General features: G+C 72.4%; 19 protein-coding genes and 1 pseudogene. 18 read left to right on the top strand and 2 right to left on the bottom strand.

The window, feature by feature from the left end; genetic code table 11:
• Positions 1–5: 5 nt before the first annotated feature.
• The 6 genes from ACZ573_RS13060 to ACZ573_RS13035 all read left to right on the top strand — a co-directional run bounded on the left by ACZ573_RS13060 (position 6) and on the right by ACZ573_RS13035 (position 7,566).
• On the top strand, positions 6–2,384 hold the full coding sequence (locus ACZ573_RS13060) for a collagenase (RefSeq protein ID WP_471302914.1): 2,379 nt from the start codon (positions 6–8) through the stop codon (positions 2,382–2,384).
• Between the two features lie 100 nt (positions 2,385–2,484).
• Entirely contained in the window at positions 2,485–3,687 is a 1,203-nt protein-coding gene (locus ACZ573_RS13055; RefSeq protein WP_471302911.1) for an NAD(P)/FAD-dependent oxidoreductase, read from the top strand.
• Positions 3,687–3,998, top strand: a complete 312-nt coding sequence (locus tag ACZ573_RS13050; protein WP_471302908.1) for a (2Fe-2S)-binding protein — start codon at positions 3,687–3,689, stop codon at positions 3,996–3,998. The genes ACZ573_RS13055 and ACZ573_RS13050 overlap by 1 nt, the downstream gene beginning before the upstream one ends.
• The gene (locus ACZ573_RS13045) at positions 3,979–5,553 is read left to right on the top strand and encodes an FAD/NAD(P)-dependent oxidoreductase (RefSeq protein WP_471302905.1); all 1,575 of its coding nucleotides are present in this window, start codon (positions 3,979–3,981) and stop codon (positions 5,551–5,553) included. Before ACZ573_RS13050 ends, ACZ573_RS13045 begins: the two co-directional genes overlap by 20 nt.
• Positions 5,554–5,628: 75 nt before the next feature.
• The gene (locus ACZ573_RS13040) at positions 5,629–6,543 is read left to right on the top strand and encodes a dihydrodipicolinate synthase family protein (protein ID WP_471302903.1); all 915 of its coding nucleotides are present in this window, start codon (positions 5,629–5,631) and stop codon (positions 6,541–6,543) included.
• 18 nt (positions 6,544–6,561) lie between these two features.
• Positions 6,562–7,566, top strand: coding sequence for a proline racemase family protein (locus ACZ573_RS13035; RefSeq protein ID WP_471302902.1), 1,005 nt, complete (start codon positions 6,562–6,564; stop codon positions 7,564–7,566).
• Between the two features lie 64 nt (positions 7,567–7,630).
• Here ACZ573_RS13035 and ACZ573_RS13030 read toward each other — a convergent pair.
• A pseudogene (locus ACZ573_RS13030) lies at positions 7,631–8,718 on the bottom strand (RNA-guided endonuclease InsQ/TnpB family protein).
• A 143-nt stretch (positions 8,719–8,861) separates the two neighbouring features.
• Here ACZ573_RS13030 and ACZ573_RS13025 point away from each other — a divergent pair.
• The 7 genes from ACZ573_RS13025 (at position 8,862) to ACZ573_RS12995 (ending at position 15,097) form a co-directional block, all read left to right on the top strand.
• The gene (locus tag ACZ573_RS13025) at positions 8,862–9,881 is read left to right on the top strand and encodes a proline racemase family protein (protein ID WP_471302899.1); all 1,020 of its coding nucleotides are present in this window, start codon (positions 8,862–8,864) and stop codon (positions 9,879–9,881) included.
• A 29-nt stretch (positions 9,882–9,910) separates the two neighbouring features.
• Complete coding sequence (locus ACZ573_RS13020) at positions 9,911–10,819, top strand: ornithine cyclodeaminase family protein (protein ID WP_471303308.1); 909 nt, start codon at positions 9,911–9,913, stop codon at positions 10,817–10,819.
• Positions 10,820–10,889: 70 nt separating this feature from the next.
• Entirely contained in the window at positions 10,890–11,600 is a 711-nt protein-coding gene (locus ACZ573_RS13015; protein WP_189739203.1) for a GntR family transcriptional regulator, read from the top strand.
• Positions 11,601–11,678: 78 nt separating this feature from the next.
• Positions 11,679–13,766, top strand: coding sequence for a CHAT domain-containing protein (locus tag ACZ573_RS13010; protein ID WP_471302897.1), 2,088 nt, complete (start codon positions 11,679–11,681; stop codon positions 13,764–13,766).
• A 12-nt stretch (positions 13,767–13,778) separates the two neighbouring features.
• Positions 13,779–14,213 (top strand): hypothetical protein, encoded by a 435-nt coding sequence (locus ACZ573_RS13005; RefSeq protein ID WP_471302895.1) that lies wholly within the window; start codon positions 13,779–13,781, stop codon positions 14,211–14,213.
• 207 nt (positions 14,214–14,420) lie between these two features.
• Positions 14,421–14,651, top strand: a complete 231-nt coding sequence (locus ACZ573_RS13000; RefSeq protein WP_390798697.1) for a CD225/dispanin family protein — start codon at positions 14,421–14,423, stop codon at positions 14,649–14,651.
• An 11-nt stretch (positions 14,652–14,662) separates the two neighbouring features.
• Positions 14,663–15,097, top strand: a complete 435-nt coding sequence (locus tag ACZ573_RS12995; RefSeq protein ID WP_471302893.1) for a DUF2752 domain-containing protein — start codon at positions 14,663–14,665, stop codon at positions 15,095–15,097.
• Positions 15,098–15,147: 50 nt separating this feature from the next.
• Here ACZ573_RS12995 and ACZ573_RS12990 read toward each other — a convergent pair whose 3' ends face one another.
• Entirely contained in the window at positions 15,148–17,070 is a 1,923-nt protein-coding gene (locus ACZ573_RS12990; protein ID WP_471303306.1) for a bifunctional metallophosphatase/5'-nucleotidase, read from the bottom strand.
• Between the two features lie 274 nt (positions 17,071–17,344).
• Here ACZ573_RS12990 and ACZ573_RS12985 point away from each other — a divergent pair, with 274 nt between their 5' ends.
• Genes ACZ573_RS12985 through ACZ573_RS12965 form a run of 5 tightly spaced genes read left to right on the top strand, consistent with a single transcriptional unit; the run spans position 17,345 to position 23,149 of the window.
• A complete protein-coding gene (locus ACZ573_RS12985) occupies positions 17,345–19,090 on the top strand; it encodes an ABC transporter substrate-binding protein (RefSeq protein WP_471302890.1) in 1,746 nt (581 codons plus the stop codon).
• A 23-nt stretch (positions 19,091–19,113) separates the two neighbouring features.
• Positions 19,114–20,163: an ABC transporter permease gene (locus ACZ573_RS12980; RefSeq protein ID WP_471302888.1), complete on the top strand. Its 1,050-nt coding sequence runs from the start codon at positions 19,114–19,116 to the stop codon at positions 20,161–20,163.
• The gene (locus tag ACZ573_RS12975) at positions 20,160–21,146 is read left to right on the top strand and encodes an ABC transporter permease (protein WP_471302886.1); all 987 of its coding nucleotides are present in this window, start codon (positions 20,160–20,162) and stop codon (positions 21,144–21,146) included. The genes ACZ573_RS12980 and ACZ573_RS12975 overlap by 4 nt, the downstream gene beginning before the upstream one ends.
• On the top strand, positions 21,147–22,172 hold the full coding sequence (locus tag ACZ573_RS12970; RefSeq protein WP_471302883.1) for an ABC transporter ATP-binding protein: 1,026 nt from the start codon (positions 21,147–21,149) through the stop codon (positions 22,170–22,172).
• Positions 22,169–23,149: an ABC transporter ATP-binding protein gene (locus ACZ573_RS12965; protein ID WP_471302881.1), complete on the top strand. Its 981-nt coding sequence runs from the start codon at positions 22,169–22,171 to the stop codon at positions 23,147–23,149. The genes ACZ573_RS12970 and ACZ573_RS12965 overlap by 4 nt, the downstream gene beginning before the upstream one ends.
• Positions 23,150–23,179: the final 30 nt, after the last annotated feature.

Here is a 23,179-nt window from a genome sequence, read left to right as displayed (position 1 = left end):
TCCCGGTGCTCAAGCACAGAGCTGTGCGCTCTTCCCTCCTCGCCTCCGCCGTAGCCGTGACCCTCCTCGCCACCGCGGGACAGGCCACCACGCAGGCCGCCGGGTTCACGGCCCCGGCCACCTTCACCGGCGCACAGGCCGCCCCCGCCCCCGGCCCCACGGGGAACCCGTTCGACGAGGTCGACCGCCTGGCCGACGCGAAGGACAACACCCCGGCGCCGGCGCCGGCCCCCGGCGGACAGAACATCGCCGGGCAGGTCCCCGGCGCCGCCACGCCCGCCGCCGCGCCCGCCGACGACCTGCAGAAGCGCGGCAAGGCGGTCGACGCGGCCCCCACCGCGAAGAGCGTCGCCGCGGGCGTCCCCTGCACCCTCGACGGGATCACCGGTCTCAGCCCGGAGCAGTTCGCGGACTTCCTCGGCGACCAGGCCGTCCTCGCCGACGGCTGTCTGCGCGGGCTCATCTGGACCTGGGACGCCCGCCTGGCCCCGGTCATGTCGGACGCGCACGTCCAGGCCGTCTCCCGCCGGATATCCGGCCTGGCCGCCGCCCACGACGGCCGTAACTCCTCCCACCTGGAGGAGATGTTCACGTACCTGCACGCGGTCGCCTACCACGACTACTCGCGCACCGAGATCGACGTCACCGACGCCCCCACTGTCGACGCCATGCGCCGCGCCATCGCCGACTTCGGCGCCGCCGCCCACACCTTCGACGCGACCCCCGGCAACGCCCGCACCCTGCGCGAGGCCCTCTACGCCGGCAGCGCGCCCGGCCTGCGCCAGCACCAGCTCGGCCTCATCAAGAAGGTCCTGGCCACCATGGACCCGGCCCACCCGGCCACCCACCTCGACGCCGGCTGGGCGGGCGCCGCGCTGGCCGCCCTCTCCGTCACCTACCTGGGCGTCTACCCGGGCAACCAGGACGCCGCCTTCCACTCCGCGGTGGCCGCCGACGCCTCCTACCGCGACGCCTTCAAGGCCTTTGCCACCTACACGCACCTCAAGGACACGGGCAACGCCTGGGTGGTGCGCGACGCGCTGAGCGAGTACGCCCGCTTCGGCCAGGTCGAGGGCCTGCGGGACGGGGTCGTCGCCGACCTCGGCGCGATGCTCGGCCCCGTCCGGTCCGCCTTCGGCGACGGCAGCGAGCCGTGGGCCAAGGTCGTCTCCTGGCTCAACTTCTACGAGGCCTGCAAGCCGTACGGGGTGTGCAAGGAGGACATCGAGAAGCAGCTGTTCCCCTACACCTACTCCTACGACAACGGCGCCATCAAGGTCCGCACCGCCCTGGACCGGGCCACCGTCGACCAGCTGTACTACGCGAGCAAGCAGGTGAAGTCCCAGTACCACCGCGTGCTCGGCACCGACCAGCCGCTCGCCGGCGACCCCAACTCCACGCTGAACATCGTGCTCTACGCCTCCCGCGCCGACTACGTGAACTACCACCCGATCCTGACCGGCTACGGCACCAACAACGGCGGCATCTACATCGAGAACGGCGCCACCTTCTACACCTACCAGCGCCGCGTCCCGCAGGACTCCTCCCTCACCCTCGAGGAGCTCTTCCGCCACGAGTACACGCACTACCTCAACGGCCGCTACGCCGTCCCCGGCTTCTTCGGCCAGGGCCCCTGGTACGAGAGCGACCGGACGACCGCCATGGACGAGGGCACGGCCGAGTTCTTCGACGGCGCCACCCGCGACAACGGCATCGCCGTCCGCAAGTCCCTCGTCAAGAGCATCATCAGCGACACGGCCGGCGGCGGCCCCCGCATGAGCGTCGAGCAGCTGCTGAACGCCACCTACGACGGCGACGGCTTCCGCTTCTACAGCTACGCGGGCACCTTCTTCGAGTTCCTGTGGACCCAGAAGCCCACGCTGCTGCGCGAGATGTACACCCACCTGCGGGCCGACGACGTGGCGGCGTACGACGCCTGGCGCTACCGGATGGGGGCGGACACCTACCTCCAGCGCGACTACGACCGCTTCCTGGACGCGCAGATAGCCAAGGTCGACCAGCTCTACGTGCCGAACACCTCCTTCACCCCGAACGACCGGCTGCGCGACGCGGCGCTCGCCTCGGTGAAGTCCACCTTCGCCACGGCCACGTACAACACGCCGGACTGCGTGGAGAACGGCGACCCGGGCAAGCGCCGCTTCACCTGCACCGGCCGGATCACCGCGAACCTGAAGAACTGGCGCAACGACGACCAGAACTTCAAGGACATGTCGGAGACGGTCGACTACTTCATCCTCGACCGGGCGGGCGCGGCCTCCAACAACCTCGCCGACATGAACTGTTCCTTCGGCCCGGTGGAGATCTGGACCAACAAGGTCGCGGGCACCTCCAGCTACAGCTGTGAGGGCCCCCTCCGCAGCTGACCGGCGCCCGCCCGGCACCGGACCGGTCCCGCATCCGAGGGGGGTGCGGGACCGGTCCGGGCATCTGGGCAGGCTCTAAAGAATGTGACATATTACTGCCGTGCTCAAGAGACACTCCCTGGACGCCGTGATCATCGGCGCCGGCGTCGTCGGGGCGGCCTGCGCCTACTACGCGGCCCGCGCCGGACTCTCCGTGGCCGTGGTCGACCGGGGCCCCGTGGCGGGCGGCACCACCGGTGCCGGCGAAGGCAACCTGCTCGTCTCCGACAAGGAGGCGGGACCCGAACTCGACCTCGCCCTGCTGTCCACCCGCCTGTGGACCGAACTCGCCGCGGTCCTCCCGCCGGACATCGAGTACGAGCCCAAGGGCGGGCTCGTCGTCGCCCCCGACGAGCGGACCGTGAAGGCCCTGCGGCACTTCGCGGAGGGGCAGCGCGCGGCCGGCGTCGACGCGGCCGAGGTGGCGGCGGACGCCCTGCGCGACCTGGAGCCGCACCTGGCCCCCGGCCTGGCGGGCGGCTTCCACTACCCGCAGGACGCCCAGGTCCAGCCCGCCCAGGCGGCGGCCCGGCTCCTGGCCGCGGCGCGCGCACCGGGTGCGGCCGGAGCCCCGGCCGCCGAGGTGTACCTCGGCGAGGAGGTGACGGAGATCCTGCTGGACCGGGGCGCCGTACGCGGGGTGCGCACGCGGCGCCGCGAACTCCTGGCCCCGGCCGTGGTGAACGCGGCCGGCACCTGGGGCGGTCACATCGCCTCGCTGGCCGGGGTCACCCTGCCCGTCCTCCCGCGCCGCGGCTTCGTCCTGGTCACCGAACCCCTGCCGAGGGTGGTCCGGCACAAGGTCTACGCCGCCGACTACATCGCGGACGTCGCCAGCGGCTCCGCCGCCCTGCAGTCCTCGGCGGTGGTCGAAGGCACCCCGTCCGGCCCGGTCCTGATCGGCGCCACCCGGGAGCGGGTCGGCTTCGACCGCACCCTCTCGACGGAGGCACTGCGCCGCCTGGCCGCCCAGGCCGCGGCGCTCTTCCCCGTCCTGGCCGACGTCCGGGTGATGCGGGCCTACCACGGCTTCCGCCCCTACCTGCCCGACCACCTCCCGGCGATCGGCCCCGACCCGCGGCGCCCCGGGCTGCTGCACGCATGCGGTCACGAGGGCGCGGGCATCGGCCTGGCGCCCGCCACCGGAGCACTGATCGCCGCCGCCCTGGCGGGGGCCGAACCACCGCTCCCCGCACACCCGTTCCGCCCGGACCGCTTCGCCGCGGACCCGGCCGCCACCGACACCCCCGAGGAGCAGCACTGATGCGCAGCCCCCGCTCGCTGGTCGGCGGCAGCCCGGCAGCCGCGCACGCGATCACCTTCGACGGCCGGGAACTGCCCGCCCTGCCCGGCCAGAGCATCGCCGCCGTGCTGTGGGGCGCGGGCATCCTCGCCTGGCGGACCACCCGGGAGGGCGGCGCCCCGCGCGGCGCGTTCTGCGGGATCGGCAGCTGCTACGACTGCCTCGTCACCGTCAACGGCCGCTCCAACCAGCGTGCCTGCCTGGTCCCGGCCCGGCCGGGGGACACCGTCACCACCCAGGAGGGAACCGGCCATGCCGACCTCGCCGTCTGAGCCCGCCGGCCGCGCGGGCCGCCCGGATCCCGCAGGCCCGTCGGGTCCTGCCGCCGCGCCGGCGGCGCCCGTCGTGGCGTCCGTTTCCGGGCCCGCGCCGGCCCGTGCCGATCTCGCGATCGTCGGGGCCGGCCCGGCCGGACTGGCCGCGGCCGTCACGGCCGCCCGCCTCGGGCTGCGGGTCACGCTCCTCGACGCGGGTGACCGCCCCGGCGGGCAGTTCTACCGCCACCCCGCCCCGGGCCTGGGCGCGGCCCGCCCCGAGGCGCTCCACCACGGCTGGGCGGAGTTCGCGACCCGCGAAGCCGCCCTGCGCGCCCAAGAGTCGGCCGGCCGGATCACGTACCTCCCGCTCCACCACGTGTGGACGGTCGTCCCGGGCGAGACGGGCGAGACGGGCGAGACGGGCGAGACGGGCGGGGCGGCCGGGGCGCGCCGCGGGCCCGCCGCGCCCGCCACGGAGTGGATCCTGCACGCCGTCGCCGGTCACGCCCCCGAGGAACGGGCCGTCTCCGTCACCGCCCGGGCCGTGCTCATCGCCACCGGCGCCTACGAGCGACAACTGCCCTTCCCCGGCTGGACCCTGCCGGGGGTGGTCGGGGCCGGCGGGGCGCAGGCCATGCTCAAGAGCGGGCTGGTCCTGCCGGGCAAGCGGGTGGTCGTCGCCGGGAGCGGGCCGCTGCTGCTGGCCGTGGCCGGGTCGCTCGCCGCCGCCGGTGCCACTGTGCCCGCCGTGGTGGAGGCCGCCGCGTACACCGCGTACGCGGGCCGGGCCTCGGTCCTGCTGCGCAACCCCGGCAAGCTCGTCGAGGCCGCCGTCCACGGCGGGGCGCTGGCCCGCCACCACGTCCGCCTCCTCACCCGGCACGCCGTCACCGAGGCGCACGGCACCGGCCGGGTCGAGGCCGTCACCGTGGCCCGGCTCGACCGCGACTGGCGACCGCTGCCCGGCACCGCCCGCCGGATCCCCTGCGACGCCCTGGCCGTCGGCCACGGACTGGTGCCCCAGCTGGAGTTGGCCACCAGCCTCGGCTGCGCGACCCGCCCCGGCCCGGACGGCACCGTCGCCCTCGTCCTCGACGACGGGCAGCGGACCTCCGTCCCCGGCATCTGGTCGGCGGGCGAGACCGGCGGTATCGGCGGGGCCCAACTGGCCATGACCGAGGGTGAACTGGCCGCGCACTCCATCGCGGGTACGCCGCCCGGAGCCCGCCTCACCCGCCGCCGAGCCCGGCTGCGCGCCTTCGCCGACGCGATGGCCGCCGCCCACCGCCCCGGCGAAGCGTGGACCGGCTCGCTCCGGGACGACACCGTCGTCTGCCGCTGCGAGGAGGTGCCGGCCGGACGGATCCGCGAGGCCGCAGGCGACCTCGGCGCGCGGGACGCCCGCAGCGTCAAACTCCTCACCCGGGCCGGTATGGGCTGGTGCCAGGGCCGGATGTGCGGCCCGGCCGTGGCGGCCCTGGCCGGGGAGGAGCCCGCGCCCGACCGGCGGCCGCTGTCCTGTCCCGTTCCGCTGCGCCACCTCGCCGAACTTCCGCCCGCCGAGCGCTGATCGGGGCGCCGGGGCCCTTGTGGCCACGCCGCACCCGCTAGTAAAATGTCACACATCACTCTAGGGAGCTCTCACATGACCCACGCGCACACCCCCGCGCCCCGCACCCGCCCCTGGCACGGAATCATGGTCGCCACCGCGCTCCCGCTGCGCGAGGACCTCACCGTCGACCACGACGCATACGCCGAGCACGTGGCCTGGCTGATCGCCAATGGCTGCGACGGCGTGGTCCCCAACGGCTCCCTCGGGGAGTACCAGACGCTCACCGACGAGGAGCGGGCGCGCGTCGTGCGCACCGCCGTCGAAGCGGCGGGCGACGGCGCCCGCGTGATGCCCGGCGTCGCCGCCTACGGCAGCGCCGAGGCCCGCCGCTGGGCCGACCAGGCCGCCGAGGCCGGCGCCGGCTCCGTACTCCTGCTGCCCCCCAACGCCTTCCGGGCCGACGAGGACGCCGTACGCGCCCATTACGCCGAGGTCGCCCGCGCCGGGCTGCCCGTCGTCGCGTACAACAACCCCATCGACACCAAGGTGGACCTGACCCCGGACCTGCTCGCCCGGCTGTACGCCGACGGCTCCATCGTCGCCGTCAAGGAGTTCAGCGGCGACGTGCGCCGCGCCTACGAGATCGCCGAGCTCGCCCCCGGCCTCGACCTGCTCATCGGCGCCGACGACGTCCTCCTCGAACTCGCGCTCGCGGGCGCCGTCGGCTGGATCGCCGGCTACCCCAACGCGCTCCCGAACTCCTGCGCCCGGCTCTACCGGGCCGCCGTCGCCGGCGACCTGGAGACCGCCCTGCCGCTCTACAAGTCCCTGCACTCGCTGCTGCGCTGGGACTCCAAGACCGAGTTCGTCCAGGCCATCAAGCTCTCCATGGACCTGGCCGGGCGCCCCGGCGGCGCCACCCGCCCGCCCCGCTTCCCGCTCACCGGCGAGACCGAGGCCGCCGTCCGCGCCGCCACCGAGAAGGCCCTCGCCGAGGGCCTCAACTAGCCGTCCGGGGGACCGCACATGCGTACGCGCCACGTCTACCACGCGGTGGACTCGCACACCGAGGGCATGCCGACCCGGGTCATCACCGGGGGAGTCGGGGTGATCCCCGGCTCCACCATGGCCGAGAAGCGGCTCCACTTCATCGAACACATGGACCACGTCCGGACCCTGCTCATGTACGAGCCGCGCGGACACTCCGCGATGAGCGGCGCCATCCTGCAGCCCCCGACCCGCCCGGACGCCGACTACGGCGTCCTCTACATCGAGGTGTCGGGCCTGCTCCCCATGTGCGGGCACGGCACCATCGGGGTCGCCACCGTCCTCGTCGAGACCGGCATGGTGCCGGTCGTCGAGCCGGTCACCACCGTCCGGCTCGACACCCCCGCCGGGCTGGTGAGCGTCGACGTCCGGGTCGAGGACGGGGCGGCGACCGCCGTCACCCTCACCAACGTGCCCTCCTTCAGCGTCGGCCTCGACCTCAAGACCGAGGTCCCCGGCTTCGGCACGATCACCTACGACCTGGCCTACGGCGGCAACTTCTACGCCTTCGTCGAACTCGACGCCCTCGGCCTGCCCTTCGACCGCGCCCGCGGCGACGACCTGATCGCCGCCGGACTCGCGGTGATGGACGCGGTCAACGCCGGACCGGACCGGCCCGTCCACCCCGAGAACCCCTCCATCGCCGGGGTCAAGCACGTCTACCTCGCCGCCCCCGGCTCCGACGCCCACCGCTCCCGGCACGCCATGGCCATCCACCCCGGCTGGTTCGACCGCTCGCCCTGCGGTACGGGGACCAGCGCGCGGATGGCCCAGCTGCACGCCCGCGGCCTGCTGGAGCTCGGCACGGACTTCGCCAACGAGTCCTTCATCGGCACCGAGTTCACCGGCCGGCTGGTCGGGGAGACCACCGTCGGCGGCCTCCCGGCCGTGGTCCCCACCGTCACCGGCCGGGCCTGGATCACCGGCACCGCCCAGTACTTCCTCGACCCCACCGACCCCTTCCCCGGAGGGTTCCTCCTTTGAGTCCTCCCCTTCCCTGGAGCAAGGGGATTCCTCACCCTCCAGGGCTGATGTGGGGATTTTCAGCTCACGCTGCCGGGTGGGGCGGCGCCCCACCCGGTCTTGCACGATCAGCACTGACCGGGATGAGACCAGCCCGGACCAGCATCACGTGGGCGGAGTTCTTGTCCCTGGGGGACACGGCTCCGCACACGGTGCAGGCATAGGTTCGTTCTGAGAGAGGCAGTGCGTGCTTGGTTCTCGCCCCGCACTGGGCGCAGTCCATGGTGGTGTGCGCGGGGTGTACCAGGTGCACGGCCCTGCCGTGCTTGCGGCCCATCTCGATCAGCGCCGTCTTGGTGGCGCTGATGGCCGCGTCGGCGGCCTTGCGGGCCATGGTTGTCTTGGCGAGGAACTTGGGGCGGAAGTCCTCCACCGCCAGGGCGTCGTGGTCGCGGATGACGGACTTGGCCCACTTGCGGCCGGTGTCCTGGCGCTGCCGGGCTGCCTTCTTGTGCAGCTTCGCCACTTGCTTCTTCGCCACCCGGTAGCCCTTCGGCCCGGGCTTGCCCTTCGCCGGTTTGCGGCGCGCCATCATCCGCTGGTAACGGGCGAGGCCGGCGGCGGCCGTTTTGCCGTGCTCGGAGTGCGGGAGGTCGTGGGCATCGCTGGTGGTGGTCGCGGTCTCCTTCACGCCCCAGTCCACGCCGATCACCGCGCCGGTTTCCGGAAGTGGCTCAACCCCGGCGGGAACGACGAACGAGCAGTACCAGTGCCCGAGACTGTCCGGATAGACACGCACGCTGGACGGGTCGGCCTGGAGGTTCCGCGACCACACCACGGTCAGGGCGATGCCGCCCGCCAACGGGACTTCCCGAAATCCCGGATCAACTGCTGCTGCGGTACCGAGGACGCTTCGCGAAGCCAGGTGTTCTTGGCGCGGGCTTCGGTCAGCATCTTGTCGAGCTGCGCCGGACCGCACGTGCGCTTGTCCTCGCCTTCGGGCCGGTCCTTGTTCCGCAGATGGGTTCGCTTCGACTTCGCACAGCACTCGTTCCAGATCCACCGGCACCGGTCCCACTCGGCCGTGAGGGCGGCGAGCGCGGCGGACGACACGCGCACACGAAAGTTCCACCGGGCATGCCCGGCATCCCCCACCATCGCTGTCGTCGCCACCCCAACAACGTATCCCCGACCACTGACAACAACCGAAAGAGCAGGCCAGACGAGATGCAAACCGACCTCCGGTGCTCCGAGCCTCCGGTCCACGAGCCTGTTCCTGCCGAGCCTGAAGGCCGGGGAATCCTGGGAGGAATCCGTTGAGAATCGTCCGCACGGTGGACTACCACACCGCCGGGGAGCCCTTCCGGATCGCCGACTGCGCCCTGGAAGGGATGCCGCCCGTCCCCGGGGACACCGTCGCCGAGCGCTGCGCCACCGTCATCGGCCCGGGCGGCTCCGGGACGGCTCCGCGCCCGGGCGCGCTGGACGACGTACGGCGCCTGCTCGTGCAGGAGCCGCGCGGGCACGCCGGGATGTATGGGGGGTTCGTGGTCCCGGCCGACGACGACGGGGCCCACTTCGGCGTGCTGTTCTGGCACAAGGACGGCTACTCCACCGCCTGCGGCCACGGCGCCATGGCCCTCGGGGTCTGGGCCGTGGACACCGGCCGGGTCCCGGCCCCGGACGACGGGGACGCCCCGGTGCGCATCGACGTACCGTCCGGGCGGGTCACCGCCACCGTCCACCGCGGCGGGGGCCGCACCACCGGGGTCACCTTCCGCAACGTTCCGGCCCGGGTCGGCGCCCGCAAGGTCCCCGTCGCCACCTCGTTCGGGCTGGCCGAGGTGGACATCGCGCACGCCGGAGCCTGCTACGCCGCCGTCCGCGCGCGCGACCTCGGCCTGGACGTCTCCCGGGCGGCGCTGCCCGCCCTGGTCCGGGCCGGACAGGAGATCCGGGCGGCGCTGGCCACCCACCCCGCCACCTGGCACCCGGACGGTCCGCTGCTCTCCGGGGTCTACGGGGTGATCCTCCACGAGGAGCTGCCGGGCACCCCCTTCGGGCCGCACCAGCGCAACGTCACCGTCTTCGCCGACGGGCAGATCGACCGCTCGCCCTGCGGCTCCGGGACCTCGGCGCGGCTCGCGCTGCTCGCCGAGGACGGGCGGCTCGGGCCGGGGGAGGACCTGCTGCACGAGTCGGTCACGGGCACGGTGTTCACCGGGCGGATGCTGGACGGCGGGGTCACCGAGGTCACCGGCACCGCCCACCGCACCGGCGAACACGCCTTCGTGGTGGACCCGCACGACGCGCTCGGTACCGGATTCCTCCTGTGACGGGCATCCCCCAGCTCGCCGCCGGGCGGATGGCCGCCCTGCTCACCCCGGCGGCGGCCGCCGACGCCGTGGCCGCCGCCCTGCTCGGCGGCCTCGACCCGGAGAGCTGCCCGCCGCGTTCCGCGATCGAGGTGCCCGGCGGGGGCGAACTGCTGCTGATGCCGGCCGCGTCCGGTTCGTACGCCGGGGTGAAGATCGCCGGGGTCGCGCCCGGGAATCCGGCCCGCGGGCTGCCCCGGATCACGGGCTCCTACCTCCTCCTGGACGGGCCCACCCTGCGCCCGCTGGCCCTGCTCGACGGCGCGGCGCTGACCACCCTGCGCACCCCCGCGGTCTCCGCCCTCGCGCTGCGCCACCTGGCACCTGCCGGGCGGCCGCTGCGCCTGGTGCTCTTCGGCTCGGGGCCGCAGGCGTACGGGCATCTGGAGGCGGCCCTGGCCGTACGGGAGTTGGCCGAGGTCGTGGTGGTCGCCCGGGACCCCGGCGGCGCGGAGCGGCTCGCCGCGCACGCCCGCACCCTGGGCCCCGCCGCCCGGACCGGCACCCCGAAGGACGTGGCCGACGCCGATCTGGTGATCTGCTGCACCACGGCCCGGGAGCCGCTCTTCGACGGGCGCCTCGTCGGGCCGGGCGCCACCGTCGTCGCCGTCGGCTCGCACGAGCCGACGGCCCGGGAGACGGACACCGCCCTTGTGCGACGGGCGGCGGTGTACGTGGAGTCCCGGGCGGCGGCCCTGCGCGAGGCGGGGGACCTCCTCGTCCCGGAAGCCGAGGGGGCAATCGGGCCCGGTCATATCACCGGCACCCTCGCCGACCTGGTGGGCGGGCGGATGCCGGCGGCCGGGCCGCGGAGTTGTCCACAGCTCTTCAAGAGTGTGGGCATGGCCTGGGAAGATCTCGCTGTGGCGGTCGCGCTGTTCGAGGCCGCCGGAGTGTGAGCAGCGCAACGTGACATTGTACGCTGTTGCCCTCCTCGTCGGTGGTGTCGGGGGTCTCGGAGGAAAAGCAATGGGTGACCTGAAGCAGCACAGTCTCATCAAGGCCCAGGAGCGCCTCCGCGACCAGGTCGGCCACGCCCTCCGAGCCGCGCTGATAGCGGGTGAGCTGCGCCCCGGCAGTGTCTACTCGGCACCGGGCCTCGCGGCCGAACTGGGCGTCTCGGCCACACCCGTCCGCGAGGCCATGCTCGACCTGGCCCGGGAAGGACTGGTCGAGCCCGTCCGCAACAAGGGCTTCCGGATCACCGAGGTCAGCGAGCGCGACCTGGACCAGTTCACCGAGCTGCGCACGATGATCGAGGTACCGACCATCGGGCGGATCACGAAGATCGCCACGGCCGAGCAGCTGGAGGCGCTGCGCCCCGTCGCCGAGGAGATCGTCACCAGCGCGCGCGAGCACAACCTCATCGGCTATCTGGAGGCCGACCGCCGCTTCCACCTCTCCCTGCTGGCCCTCGCGGGCAACGACCGGCTGGTGGAGACGGTCGGCGACCTGCGCAAGCGCTCCCGGCTCTACGGCCTGACCGGCCTGGACGAGGCCGGCAAGCTGGTCTCCTCGGCGGAGGAGCACATCGAGCTGCTCGACCTGATGCTGAGCGGCGACGCCGAGGCGGCGCAGGAGTGCATGCTCCGCCACCTCGGCCACGTCCGCTCCCTGTGGGCCCAGGGCCGCGACGAACCGGTCGGCCGCGTCCCCGGAGGCCTCGGCTCCGGCCTTTAGATCCCCACCTCGCAAGCCCCTGGGTGGACGCCGTGAAATATCGGGTGTGAACTGTATCCAGGGGTGGAGGTGGATTGGATGAAAGGTCTCCCATTCCAGCTCGAAATCATTGAAGCCGACACCAACTGGATCGTGTCGTGTGCTTCCGAGTACGGTGAAGCGCTGATCCGAGTCCCGGCACCCTATTCCGAGAACGAGCTCCAGTCCGCGCTCTCCCGGGTGGAGATTTCGCTGGCCAAGTCGTACAGCCCTGTGGTCGTTCGGGGCGCGCCCGTATCGGAAAGGCCTGTCAGGGAATTCGGGGAACGTCTCACCGAATCGATATTCCGGGATGACATATTCGTCCTGTTCGATCGATGGCGCAGCAGTGCCGCCCGCACGCAGGAAAATCCGTTGCGCATCCTGCTGCGGACCAACGGCCCGCATGTCGCCCACATCCCGTGGGAATTTCTCGTCGATCCTTCCCGGGACGACTATCTCGCGCTTCGCGTCCCCGTTGTCCGGTATTTGCGGCTCATGGACCCGGTACCCCCGCTGCCTCTGACTCTTCCGTTGCGCGTGCTGGGAATTTCGGCACAGCCGCACGACCTGCCCGTACTTGAGGGGGCGCGGGAAGTACAGCAGGTGTCGCAGGCGCTTCAGCGGTGCAGCTCCGAGAGTGTGGACGTCCACTGGCTTCCCGGGGACAAATGGCAAGACCTGGCGAAGGAGCTTCGATTCGGCTCCTGGCACGTCCTCCACTGCGTCAGTCACGGAGGGTTCGACGAGGAGAGAAATGCGGGATACATCCAGCTCTCGGGTGCCGACGGATCGGCGAGGAAGATATACGCCAGCGACTTCGAGCGGTTGATCGCGGACAGTCCCAATCTGCGTCTCATCGTGCTGAACTCCTGTGAGTCCGCGGTCAGCGGATCCGAGGACGTGTTCGCAGGCACGGCAGCCAATCTCGTACGCGCCGGCGTGCCGGCCGTGGTCGCCATGCAGTACGAGATCACCGACAAGGCCGCCCTCGTCTTCGCCTCCTCCTTCTACGAGCGGATCGCCGAGGGAATGCCGGTGGACCGGGCGGTGACCCTGGCCCGTGAAGACGTGAAGATGGATCTGGACAGCCTTGAGTGGGCCACCCCTGTGCTGTTCCTGGCATCCGACGAGACCCGGATCTTCTCGGTGCCGAACACGCCGCGGGGCCCGCAGCGTCCGCCACCGCAGACGCCCCCCGTCCGCCCGCCCCCTCCGCCCCAGCCGCCGCCTCCCGCACGGCCGCCCCTCCTCTCCCAGAGCTTCCTGCTCGCCGACATCGGCCCGTGCAGCCATCTGGCGCTGGGGCCCTCGAACCTCCTTGCGGCTGCCTGCCGTGACGGTGCCGTCCGGGTCCTGAACGCAGTCGACGGCGGGCTGGTCAGGCAGTGCATGCCCGTGCAGCGCGAGAACCCGGTACAAGTGGCCTGGGGTCCCTGGCGGCGGAACCTGGCCAGTCGGCACAACGACGGCACCGTCGTCGTCTGGGACCTCCGGACCGAGACGCCGGCACGCGTGATGAACGTGGGCGAAGAGGGCGGTGCCCTCGCGTTCAGTGCGGACGGTCACTGGCTGGCGGTGACCGTCAAGGACCGTGTCTATGTCTACAACGCGTGGGGTGCCCGGGTGCGGGACCTGCCCGCACGGTCGGGGAAAGAGCCGAAAGTCTGGCAGCGGATGGGCGGGCGCGGCAGTCTCGGTGCCCTTGCCTTCGCACCGGGTGACCGGCACGTCGTGGTCGCGACCGGTGACGGCATGGTGCGGCAGCTGGACGTGCGGGGAAAGCCGGTGGCGACCTGGCGGCACCCGCAGCCCGTGACGTGTCTGGCCGTCACGGCGAAGGCGCTCGCCACCGGATGCGCCGACGGCAGGGTGCGCCTGTGGTCCTGGGACGGTCGTCTCCTGCGGCAGACGGAGCACGGGCGACAGCCTTCCCATCTGGTCTTCGCCACCGACTTCCCGGCACTGGCCATGTCGGACGAGGACGGCACGGTGACCCTGTGCGATCTGAAGACCGGCGAGCTGACCGTCGTGGCGGAACTGGTGCACCAGCCGGCAGGGCTGGTGTTCCTCGAAGGCGGCAAGGGGCTGGTGACCGGCACCCGGTCGGGACGCGTCGAGCGCTGGTCGCTGCCCCGCCGGCCGTAAAGGGAGACAGTCATGGCAGACCCCGAGGTAGAGATCTTCTGGCCCTCATCGCTCCCCTCCACTCCGGCGCTGGAGCAGCGGGATGCGTTGCGCGAAGCCGGAGTCACCGCCACCTGCCTGCTGCGGCCCACGCGGAGAGGGGCGGCCGATGCCGTACTGGTGCTGCTGACGTCCGCCGTCCTGGAGCCGTTCCTCAGTGCGCTGTTCCAGCGTCTGGCCGACGAGGCCCACAAGGGGCTGAAAGCGTTCGTGGACGGGCTGCTGAGAGACGGCCGGGACGGAGCGGCGCCGCCGCCCGGGGGCGTGGTCGTCGAATCGGCGACGGGCGGCCGGGTCACTTTCACGGCGGATCTGCCGGAGCAGGCGTACGAACAGGCTGTCGGCCTGGAGGCCTGTGGTGACCGGTGGATCTGGGATTCCCGACGAGCGATGTGGACCCCTGCCTGAGGGCCGGGTCCGGAGAGGTGTGAAGCCATGGCAGACCGACAGCAACCCCCGCCTCCCGAGGACGAGAACTGGGGCCCGGCGACTTCCTGGCAGGACCCGCTCCTCCCGCCGCAGTCCCCGCCGCCGCAGTCCCCGCCGCCGTACCAGCCTCCCCAGGCCCCGCCCCCTCAGTGGCACTCAGGGCAACCGCGAGCGCCGGAGACGTACTTGACCGGCGCCATCCTCGTCACGCTCTTCTGCTTCCTGCCGACGGGAATCGCCGCCATCGTCTTCGCCTCGCAGGTCTCGGAGAAGTGGAAGGCGGGTGATGCCGTGGGTGCCGCCGAATCGGCACGGAAGGCGCGGCTCTGGGTGATCGTGAGTGTGGTCGCCGGCTGCCTCATGTGGGTGCTCCTCTTCCTCATCGGCCTGGGTGCCGACACGAGCACCACCACGTAGCCGCCACCGCCGTGAACAGGCTGCGCTTCCCGGCCCGCTGCCCTGGTTCGTGGGCCCGCACGCCGAAGCGCGTCCGCGACGCCTGGCTCGCCGCCGGCGTTTTCGCAAGCGTCGCCGTTGTCGTAGGACGCGCGGATCCGGCGCGCCCCGGCCGGTTCCCCAGCTGTCCGTTCCGCGCTCTCACGGGCTTCGACTGTCCGGGCTGCGGCAGCCTGCGCGCTCTGTACCAGCTCCTTCACGCCCATGTGGCGGCCGCGGCGGACTACAACCTGCTCCTGGTCGCGGTACTGCCGTGCGCCGCCTTCGTGTGGCTGCGTGTCGTCACCGGCAGGGCCCCTCGGCGCACTGCCCCTCCCTGGTGGGGGCCGCGTGCGATCCTCGTCGTGATCGCGCTGTGGACAGTGGTGCGAAATCTGCCCGTCCTCGGCGGAGCGCTGGCCGCCTGACGGGCGGCGTGGACGGGCGCTCCGGTGGCCTCCGGGCGGCCGGCGCCGTATCAGCAGGGCGGGCGGCCGCCGCCACGGGCCGGGAGCGGCCGGTCCGCCGAGATGATCGCCGCCTCCGGGCGCGGCACCGGCGTGCCGTCGGGCAGGAGCAGCACCGGCGGGTCCACCACGGCGCCCACGGCGCCCGCCGCACTGCCCGCGTTCGCCGCCGTGACCCGACCCCTGGGCTGCGGGGTCAGCACCGCCGTCTCCCGCACGTACGCCACGAAGCTCTCGAAGTCCCGCTGGTGCCGGTAGGGCTCCTGGAACTCGGAGAGGGCCGGATAGCCGTCGCTCGCCAGGAGCGTGTACGAGGGAGCCGCGAGCCGGTAGCTGCGGACGGGGTCCAGCGGGACGCCGTCGATGAAGACCTCCGCGGGACGCACCCGGTCCCCGACCGGCCCCCGCGCGTCGAAGCTGTAGCGGACGTTGCGGGAGACGGCGAGGGGCGCGAAGCGCAGTTCGCCGCTCTCCGTCGTCGTCCACTGTTCCTCCAGCGCGTCGTGGATCTGCTGCCCCGTCACCCACGCGCTGACGATCGGATCGCCGAACCCGATGGCCCGCCAGGCGCTGCCGAAGGTGACGGTGCCGCCCGAGGCCCGGTCCAGGACGAGGTCCCCGGCGATGACCGCCTGGCCGACCCGGGGTGCCACGGCGACCATGGCGAGCTGGGCCGGGACGTTGGGGTGGACGTTGGCGTCGTTCTCGGGATCGGTGGGCCTGCCGCCCGCCCACAGCGCCCAGTCGGCGGCCAGGTTGCCCATGGTGCTCTCGCCCGCCGTGTTCCGGGCGCGCAGGAACGAGCCGCTCTGCCGCCCGACCGCGGACCGGTCGCGCGCGGCCGCCTGCCCCGCCCAGTAGGTGACGACCTCCTGCAGCTCCGGATGAGGGGCGATGTCCCGGGTGTTGGGGTGGTTGGTGGACACGGTCAGCTCGCGGATCACCCGGCCGGTGAGCGGGTCGAGCCGCAGGTTGATCTCGTTGATGACCTGGCCGTAGCAGCCGGCCTCGACGAACGGGCGGGGGACGCCGTCCGGGTCGGGGAGCATCATGTTGAACCGCGTGTGCCAGTGCCCGGTGACGATCGCGTCGATGTCGGGGGAGACCCGCAGCGCGAGGTCGAGGGCCGGCCCCGAGGGGTCGGCGCCGCTGTTGAAGTCGGCTCCCGCCACCGCCCCGTCGTGCAGGCTGAGCACGATCGCGTTCACGCCCTGGCTCTTGAGCAGTGCCGCGTAGCGGTCGGCGGTGGCGACCTCGTCGAGGGTGGCGAGGCCCGGCTGGTAGGAGCCGGGGAAGCGTTCGCTGCCCACGGCGGTGAGGTGGATGAACCCGATGGACAGCTCCCGGCCGTCGGCGGTGGGCACCCGCTCGATGTTGTAGGCGGGCAGGACCGTCCGCCCGTCCTGGCCCCGGACGAGGCTGGCGCTGTAGTAGCGGAAGCCGGCGCCGTGGAAGCGCAGGCCGGAGGAGTCGGTGAAGGAGGTGTCGCGGCCCTCCACCGGGAACGGGATGCCCTGCTCCATGTGGCGCTGGAGCATGGCGGGCGATTTGTCGAACTCGTGGTTGCCGGCCGTCGCGAAGTCGAGCCCCATGCGGTTCAGGGCCTCGATCGTCGGCTCGTCGGCGAAGGCCGCGGCGTCGAACTCCCAGCCGGAGAAGGCGTCTCCGGGGGTGAAGAAGAGGGAGTGGGGGTGCCCGTCGCGGAGCCGTTCGAGGTGCGCGGCCATGTACGCGACGCCGCCGACGGTGTAGCTGCGGCCGCCGTTGCCGACGATGACGGAGTTGCTGCCGGGTGCGCCCTGCAGATAGCCGTGCAGGTCGGTGACATTGAGGAGCTGGACGTCGACGTACTCGGCGGCGGTGGCGGCGTCCCGGGCATCGGCGGTGGCCCGCGCGGGAACCCCGAGCGCGAAGGTCGCCGCCACGGCCCCCATCGCGGTGAGGAAGTCCCGCCGCCCCGGTTCCCGCCGGCCCTGCTCCGGCCGTCCTGACTCCCGGCGCCGTGAACTCCTGCCCGGCTGCGTGGCCTTGGCCTGCGTGATCACACCCGGCATGTTCCCCGCCCGCCGGGCCGGCTGTCGCGCCGACGCGCCGCCCGGCCATTTTGGACACGGCTGGATAACGGCGGCACCAACCCCTTGTCAGTGCAATTTCACATTACTATGTTACCGGTCACATCCTAGAGCGCGGCCCTTCACTGGAGTGACCATGACCAAGCGCACCCAACTCGCCCTCGCCACCGCCCTGGTGGCAGCTCTCGCACTCGGCGCCTCGGGCTGCTCCGACACCAAGAAGGGCAAGGACGGCGCCGCCTCCGGGGTGAACCCCGCAGCCGCCAACGACGGCAAGATCCTCGGCGGGACCCCGGTCAAGGGCGGCACCCTCACCGTCCTGTCCAACCAGGACTTCGCGCACCTCGACCCCGCCCGCAACTGGACCATGCCGACCATGGACTTCGGCACCCGGCTGCTCTACCGCACGCTCGTCACCTTCAAGGCCGAGCCCGGCAAGCCCGGCAGCGAGCTGGTCCCCGACCTCGCCACCGACCTCGGCACCTCCTCGAACGGCGGCCGCACCTGGACCTTCACCCTCAAGGAGGGCGTGAAGTACGAGGACGGCACGCCGGTCAAGGCCCAGGACATCAAGTACAACGTCGAGCGCTCCTTCAGCCCCGACCTCACCGGCGGCCCCGACTACGCCGCCCAGTACCTGGCCGGGACCGAGGGCTACAAGGGTCCGCTCCAGGGGCAGCACCTGGACTCCGTCAAGACGCCCGACGACCGCACGATCGTCTTCGAACTGAAGCGCCCGGTCGCCGAGTTCTCCGCGACCGCCACCCTGCCGACCTTCGCCCCCGTGCCCCGGTCCCAGGAGAAGGGCACCCAGTACGACGCCCGCCCGTTCTCCTCCGGCCCGTACAAGATCGAGTCGTACGACCGCGACAAGAAGCTGGTCCTGGTCCGCAACGAGCACTGGGACCCGGGCACCGACACCGTCCGCAAGGCCTACCCGGACCGCTTCGTGGTGGTCATGGGCCTCAAGGGCGGCCAGATCGACGACCGGATCATCGCCGGCGAGGGCGCCGACGCCTCCACCGTCCAGTACGCCGACATGCGCCCCGAGAGCGCCCCCAAGGTGCTGCCCAAGCCCGAGATCAAGGCCCGGCTGCTCGCCGAGTCCCAGGGCTGCACGGAGATGCTCCACCTGAACAACTCCCGCGCCCCCTTCGACGACCCGAAGGTCCGCGAGGCCATGCAGTACGCCGTCGACAAGGAGGCCGTCATCACCGCGGGCGGCGGCCCCGCCCTCAACGAGATCGCCACCGCCTACCTGCCCCCGGCCCTCTCCGGCGGCAAGCAGGCCGACGTCCTGAAGATCGCCCCGGCCGGCGACCCCGCCAAGGCCAAGGAACTCCTCAAGGCCGTCGGCAAGGAGACCCTGAAGGTCTCCCTCGCCGTCTCCACCGGCGACAAGGGCAAGGCGGAAGCCATCCAGCAGGGCCTGTCCCGCGCCGGCGTCGAGGTCGTCATCGACACCGTCGACCCGGGCGCCTACTACGACGTCATCGGCGACCTCTCCACCACCCCCGACATGACCCTCACCGGCTGGTGCCCCGACTACCCCTCCGGCTCCACCTGGATCCCGTTCGTCTTCGACGGACGCACCATCAAGGAGAAGGGCAACCAGGGCAACTACAGCCAGTTCCGCGACGAGGAGGTCATGAAGCGCATCGACGAGATCAACGCCATGGCCGACGCCAAGCAGGCCAACCAGGCCTGGATCGACCTCGACGCGGCCCTGATGGCCAAGTCCCCGAACGTTCCGCTCCTCCTGGAGCGCAAGCCGCTCCTCATCGGCACCAACATCGCGGGCGCCTTCGGCCACCCGGTGTGGACCGGCACCATCGACTACGGGACCGTCGGCCTCAAGGACCCCTCGAAGAGCCAGGGCTGAGGGCCCGAAGGATCCCCGAAGCCATGACCACCACCGCACCGGTCCCGGACGACCGGACACCCCTGGACCCCGACGGCCCCCCGGCCCCAGGCACCGCCCGCACTCCCGGCAGCGCACCCGCCTCCGGCACGGCCCCGGCCCCCGATGCCGCCGCGGTCCGGCCCGCGGCGGCGCCCGGCAGCAGCCCCTGGCAGCTCGCCCGGCAGGAACTGCGCCGCCGCCCCGCCGTCCGCGTCAGCCTCTGCGTCGTCCTCCTCTTCGTCCTCATGGCCGTGACCGCCCCCTGGCTGGGCGCCCTCGGCGGCTGGTCCCCGAACGAGTTCGACAAGACCGCCATCGACCCCTACCTCGGGGGACAGCCCCTCGGCAGCCTCGGCGGGATCAGCCCCGAGCACTGGCTCGGGGTCGAACCCGTCACCGGCCGGGACCTGTTCGCCCGCGTGATCAACGGTGCCCAGGTCTCCCTCCTGATCGCCTTCGCCGCCACCGCCATCGTCGTGGTCGCCGGCACCGCCGCCGGGATCGCCGCCGGCTACTTCGGTGGCCGCACCGACACGATCCTGTCCCGGCTCATGGACCTGACCATGTCCTTCCCCTCGCTGATCTTCATGATCGCGATGCTGTCCGTGGCCAAGGACGTCAACCGGATCGCCTTGATGACCACCGTCATCGGGGTCTTCGGCTGGCCCGGCGTCGCCCGCGTGGTCCGCGGCCAGACCCTCTCCCTCAAACACCGCGAGTACGTCGACGCCGCCCGCGTCGGCGGCTCCGGCCCCTGGCGGATCCTGACCCGCGACATCCTCCCGGGCGTCTCGGGCCCGGTCATCGCCTACACCACCCTGCTGATCCCCGGAATGATCAGCACCGAAGCCGCCCTCAGCTACCTCGGCGTCGGCGTCCGCCCGCCCACCCCCTCCTGGGGCCAGATGATCGCCGAGTCCGTGGCCTACTACGAGACCGACCCCATGTACTTCGTCATCCCCAGCGTCTTCCTCTTCCTCGCCGTGCTCGCCTTCACCCTGCTCGGCGACGCCCTGCGCGACATCCTCGACCCGAGGGGCGGCCGCAGTTGATCCTCTACCTCGGCCGCCGGCTGCTCGCCCTCGCCGGCGTGCTCCTCGCCATCGCCGCCGTCACCTTCCTCATCTTCTACGTCCTGCCCGCCGACCCGGCCGCGGCCGCCTGCGGCAAGACCTGCAGCGCCGAACGCCTGGCGGACGTACGCACGTACCTGGGCCTCGACCAGCCCCTGTGGCGGCAGTTCACCGACTTCCTCACCGGCATCTTCACCGGCCGCACCCTGGGCACCGGCCAGTACGCCGTCGCGTGCGACTTCCCCTGCCTCGGCTACAGCTACGAGAACTCGCTGCCCGTGTGGGACCTGCTGATGGACCGGCTCCCGGTCTCCGCCTCCCTCGCCGTCGGCGCTGCCGCGCTGTGGCTGCTCCTCGGCCTCGGCGCCGGAGTCACCGCCGCCCTGCGCAAGGACACCGCCACCGACAAGGCCCTCATGGTCGGCGCCGTCGCCGCCGCCTCCCTGCCCGTGTACTTCACCTCCGTGATGCTCATCTACGGCGTCATCCGCGTCGCCGGCCTCCTGCCCTACCCCACCTACCAGGCCTTCACCGACAACCCGCTCGCCTGGGCCTCGAACCTGGCCCTGCCCTGGATCGCGCTCGCCCTGCTCTACGCCGCCATGTACGCGCGCCAGAGCCGCGGCTCGATGATCGAGGCGATGGCCGAGCCGTACATCCGCACCGCCCGCGCCAAGGGCATGCCCGAGCGCACCGTCGTCGTCAAACACGGGCTGCGCTCCGGCATGACCCCGATCCTCACCATCTTCGGCATGGACCTCGGCGGACTGCTCGCCGGAGCCGTCATCACCGAGTCCATCTTCGGACTCCCCGGCATCGGGCGGCTGTTCTACGGCGCCCTGGTCAGCTCCGACCAGCCCGTGGTCCTCGGCGTCACCCTCCTCGCCGCCTTCTTCATCGTCGTCGCCAACCTCCTGGTCGACCTCCTGTACGCCGTCATCGACCCGAGGGTGAGGTACTGAATGGCCGCCGCCGCTCCGCTTCTCGAAGTACGCGACCTGCACGTCACCTTCACCACCGGGCGCGGGACCGTGCGGGCCGTCGACTCGATCGGCTTCACCGTCGAGGCCGGACGCACCCTCGGCATCGTCGGCGAGTCCGGCTCCGGCAAGTCCGTCACCTCGCTGGCCGTCATGGGCCTGCACCGGGGCCCGGTCGAGGTCGGCGGATCCGTGGCGCTGGCCGGCCGGGAACTGACCGGGCTGCCGGAAAGGGAACTGTCCAAGGTCCGGGGCCGCCGGATGGCCATGATCTTCCAGGACCCGCTCTCCAGTCTGCACCCCTACTACACGGTCGGCGAGCAGATCGCCGAGCACTTCCGGGTGCACTTCAAGGCCGGCCGGGCCGCCGCCCGCAGACGCGCCGTCGACATGCTCGGCGAGGTCGGCATCCCGGAACCGGCCCGCCGCGCCGGGGAGTACCCGCACCAGTTCTCCGGCGGCATGCGCCAGCGCGCCATGATCGCCATGGCCCTGGCCTGCGAGCCCGACCTGCTGATCGCCGACGAGCCGACCACCGCCCTGGACGTCACCGTGCAGGCGCAGATCCTGGAACTGATCGCCCGGCTCCAGCAGGACCGCGGACTCGGCGTCGTCATGATCACCCACGATCTGGGCGTCGTCGCCCGCGTCGCCCACGAGGTGCTCGTCATGTACGGCGGCCGGGCCGCCGAACAGGCCCCGGCGGACGAGCTGTTCGCCGACCCCGCCCACCCCTACACCCGGGGACTGCTCGACTCGCTGCCCCGCCTCGACACCGCCGACGACGTCCCCCTGCCCTTCATCCCCGGCTCCCCGCCCTCCCTGCTCGCGCCCGCCCCCGGCTGCGCCTTCGCCCCGCGCTGCCCCGTGGCCGCCGCCGGCCCGGACGACCGGAGGGCGCGCTGCACCGGCGTACGCCCGGAACCGGCGGCGTTCGGGGACGGCCCCGCGCGGACCGTGGCCTGCCACTTCGCCGGGGAACGCACCGCCCAGGAGGCGGCCCGATGACCGACACCGCCACACCGCTGCTGTCCGTACAGGACCTCACCATGACCTTCCCCGGCCGGCGATCCGTGACCGGGCGCCGGGGGGCGCCCGTGCGCGCCGTCGACGGGGTCTCCTTCGACCTGGAGGCCGGCCGGACCCTCGGCCTGGTCGGGGAGTCGGGCTGCGGGAAGTCCACCACCGGCCGGATGCTTGTGCGGCTGCTGGAGCCCACCTCGGGCCGGGTCGCCTTCGAGGGCAAGGACATCAGCCGGCTCTCCCCGTCCGCCATGCGCCCGCTGCGCAAGCACATCCAGATGGTCTTCCAGGACCCGCACTCCTCCCTCAACCCCCGCCAGACCGTGGCCCGGATCATCTCGGACCCGCTGCTGGTGCAGGGCTGGAGCGCGGCGGACGCCCGCCGCCGCGCCGCCGAGCTGATGGAACTCGTCGGCCTGATCCCCGAGCACATCGACCGCTACCCGCACGAATTCTCCGGCGGCCAGGCCCAGCGCATCGGCATCGCCCGCTCGCTGTCCACCAGCCCCCGGCTGATCGTCGCCGACGAGCCGGTCTCCGCGCTGGACGTCTCCGTCCAGGCCCAGATCGTCAACCTGATGGAACGGCTGCGCGCGGAGCTCGGCCTCGCCTACGTGTTCATCGCGCACGACCTGTCGGTGGTCAAGCGGGTCAGCGACCGGGTCGCCGTCATGTACCTCGGCAGGATCGTCGAGATCGGGGACAAGCAGTCCCTCTACGAGAACCCGCAGCACCCGTACACCCGGGCGCTGCTGTCGGCCGTACCGCTGCCCGACCCGGCGGCGGAACGGCGGCGGGAGCGGATCGTGCTGCTCGGCGATCCGCCGAGCCCGGCCGCTCCACCCCCGGGCTGCACCTTCCACCCGCGCTGCCCCAAGGCGCAGCAGATCTGCCGCACCGACCGCCCGCCGCTGCGGCCCGCCGCCGCCCGCGAGGTGGCCTGCCACTTCCCTGGTGACTGACGGGGACCCATGGGAAGCGGCGGTGCCCCG

Source organism: Streptomyces sp. NPDC040545, from assembly GCF_055595065.1.
Note: the sequence above shows the minus strand (reverse complement) of the source record. Positions and strands in the feature narration are given on the sequence as shown.

What these genes read in the sequence shown, in the direction of transcription:
- ACZ573_RS12980 (WP_471302888.1), top strand. Translation starts at nt 19,114, where the DNA reads ATGACCACCACCGCACCGGTCCCGGACGACCGGACACCCCTGGACCCC.
- ACZ573_RS12970 (WP_471302883.1), top strand. Translation starts at nt 21,147, where the DNA reads ATGGCCGCCGCCGCTCCGCTTCTCGAAGTACGCGACCTGCACGTCACC.
- ACZ573_RS12990 (WP_471303306.1), bottom strand. Translation starts at nt 17,070, where the DNA reads ATGGGGGCCGTGGCGGCGACCTTCGCGCTCGGGGTTCCCGCGCGGGCC.
- ACZ573_RS13020 (WP_471303308.1), top strand. Translation starts at nt 9,911, where the DNA reads ATGGCCGCCCTGCTCACCCCGGCGGCGGCCGCCGACGCCGTGGCCGCC.
- ACZ573_RS13005 (WP_471302895.1), top strand. Translation starts at nt 13,779, where the DNA reads ATGGCAGACCCCGAGGTAGAGATCTTCTGGCCCTCATCGCTCCCCTCC.
- ACZ573_RS12985 (WP_471302890.1), top strand. Translation starts at nt 17,345, where the DNA reads ATGACCAAGCGCACCCAACTCGCCCTCGCCACCGCCCTGGTGGCAGCT.
- ACZ573_RS13035 (WP_471302902.1), top strand. Translation starts at nt 6,562, where the DNA reads ATGCGTACGCGCCACGTCTACCACGCGGTGGACTCGCACACCGAGGGC.
- ACZ573_RS13010 (WP_471302897.1), top strand. Translation starts at nt 11,679, where the DNA reads ATGAAAGGTCTCCCATTCCAGCTCGAAATCATTGAAGCCGACACCAAC.
- ACZ573_RS12965 (WP_471302881.1), top strand. Translation starts at nt 22,169, where the DNA reads ATGACCGACACCGCCACACCGCTGCTGTCCGTACAGGACCTCACCATG.
- ACZ573_RS13015 (WP_189739203.1), top strand. Translation starts at nt 10,890, where the DNA reads ATGGGTGACCTGAAGCAGCACAGTCTCATCAAGGCCCAGGAGCGCCTC.
- ACZ573_RS13040 (WP_471302903.1), top strand. Translation starts at nt 5,629, where the DNA reads ATGACCCACGCGCACACCCCCGCGCCCCGCACCCGCCCCTGGCACGGA.
- ACZ573_RS13050 (WP_471302908.1), top strand. Translation starts at nt 3,687, where the DNA reads ATGCGCAGCCCCCGCTCGCTGGTCGGCGGCAGCCCGGCAGCCGCGCAC.
- ACZ573_RS13045 (WP_471302905.1), top strand. Translation starts at nt 3,979, where the DNA reads ATGCCGACCTCGCCGTCTGAGCCCGCCGGCCGCGCGGGCCGCCCGGAT.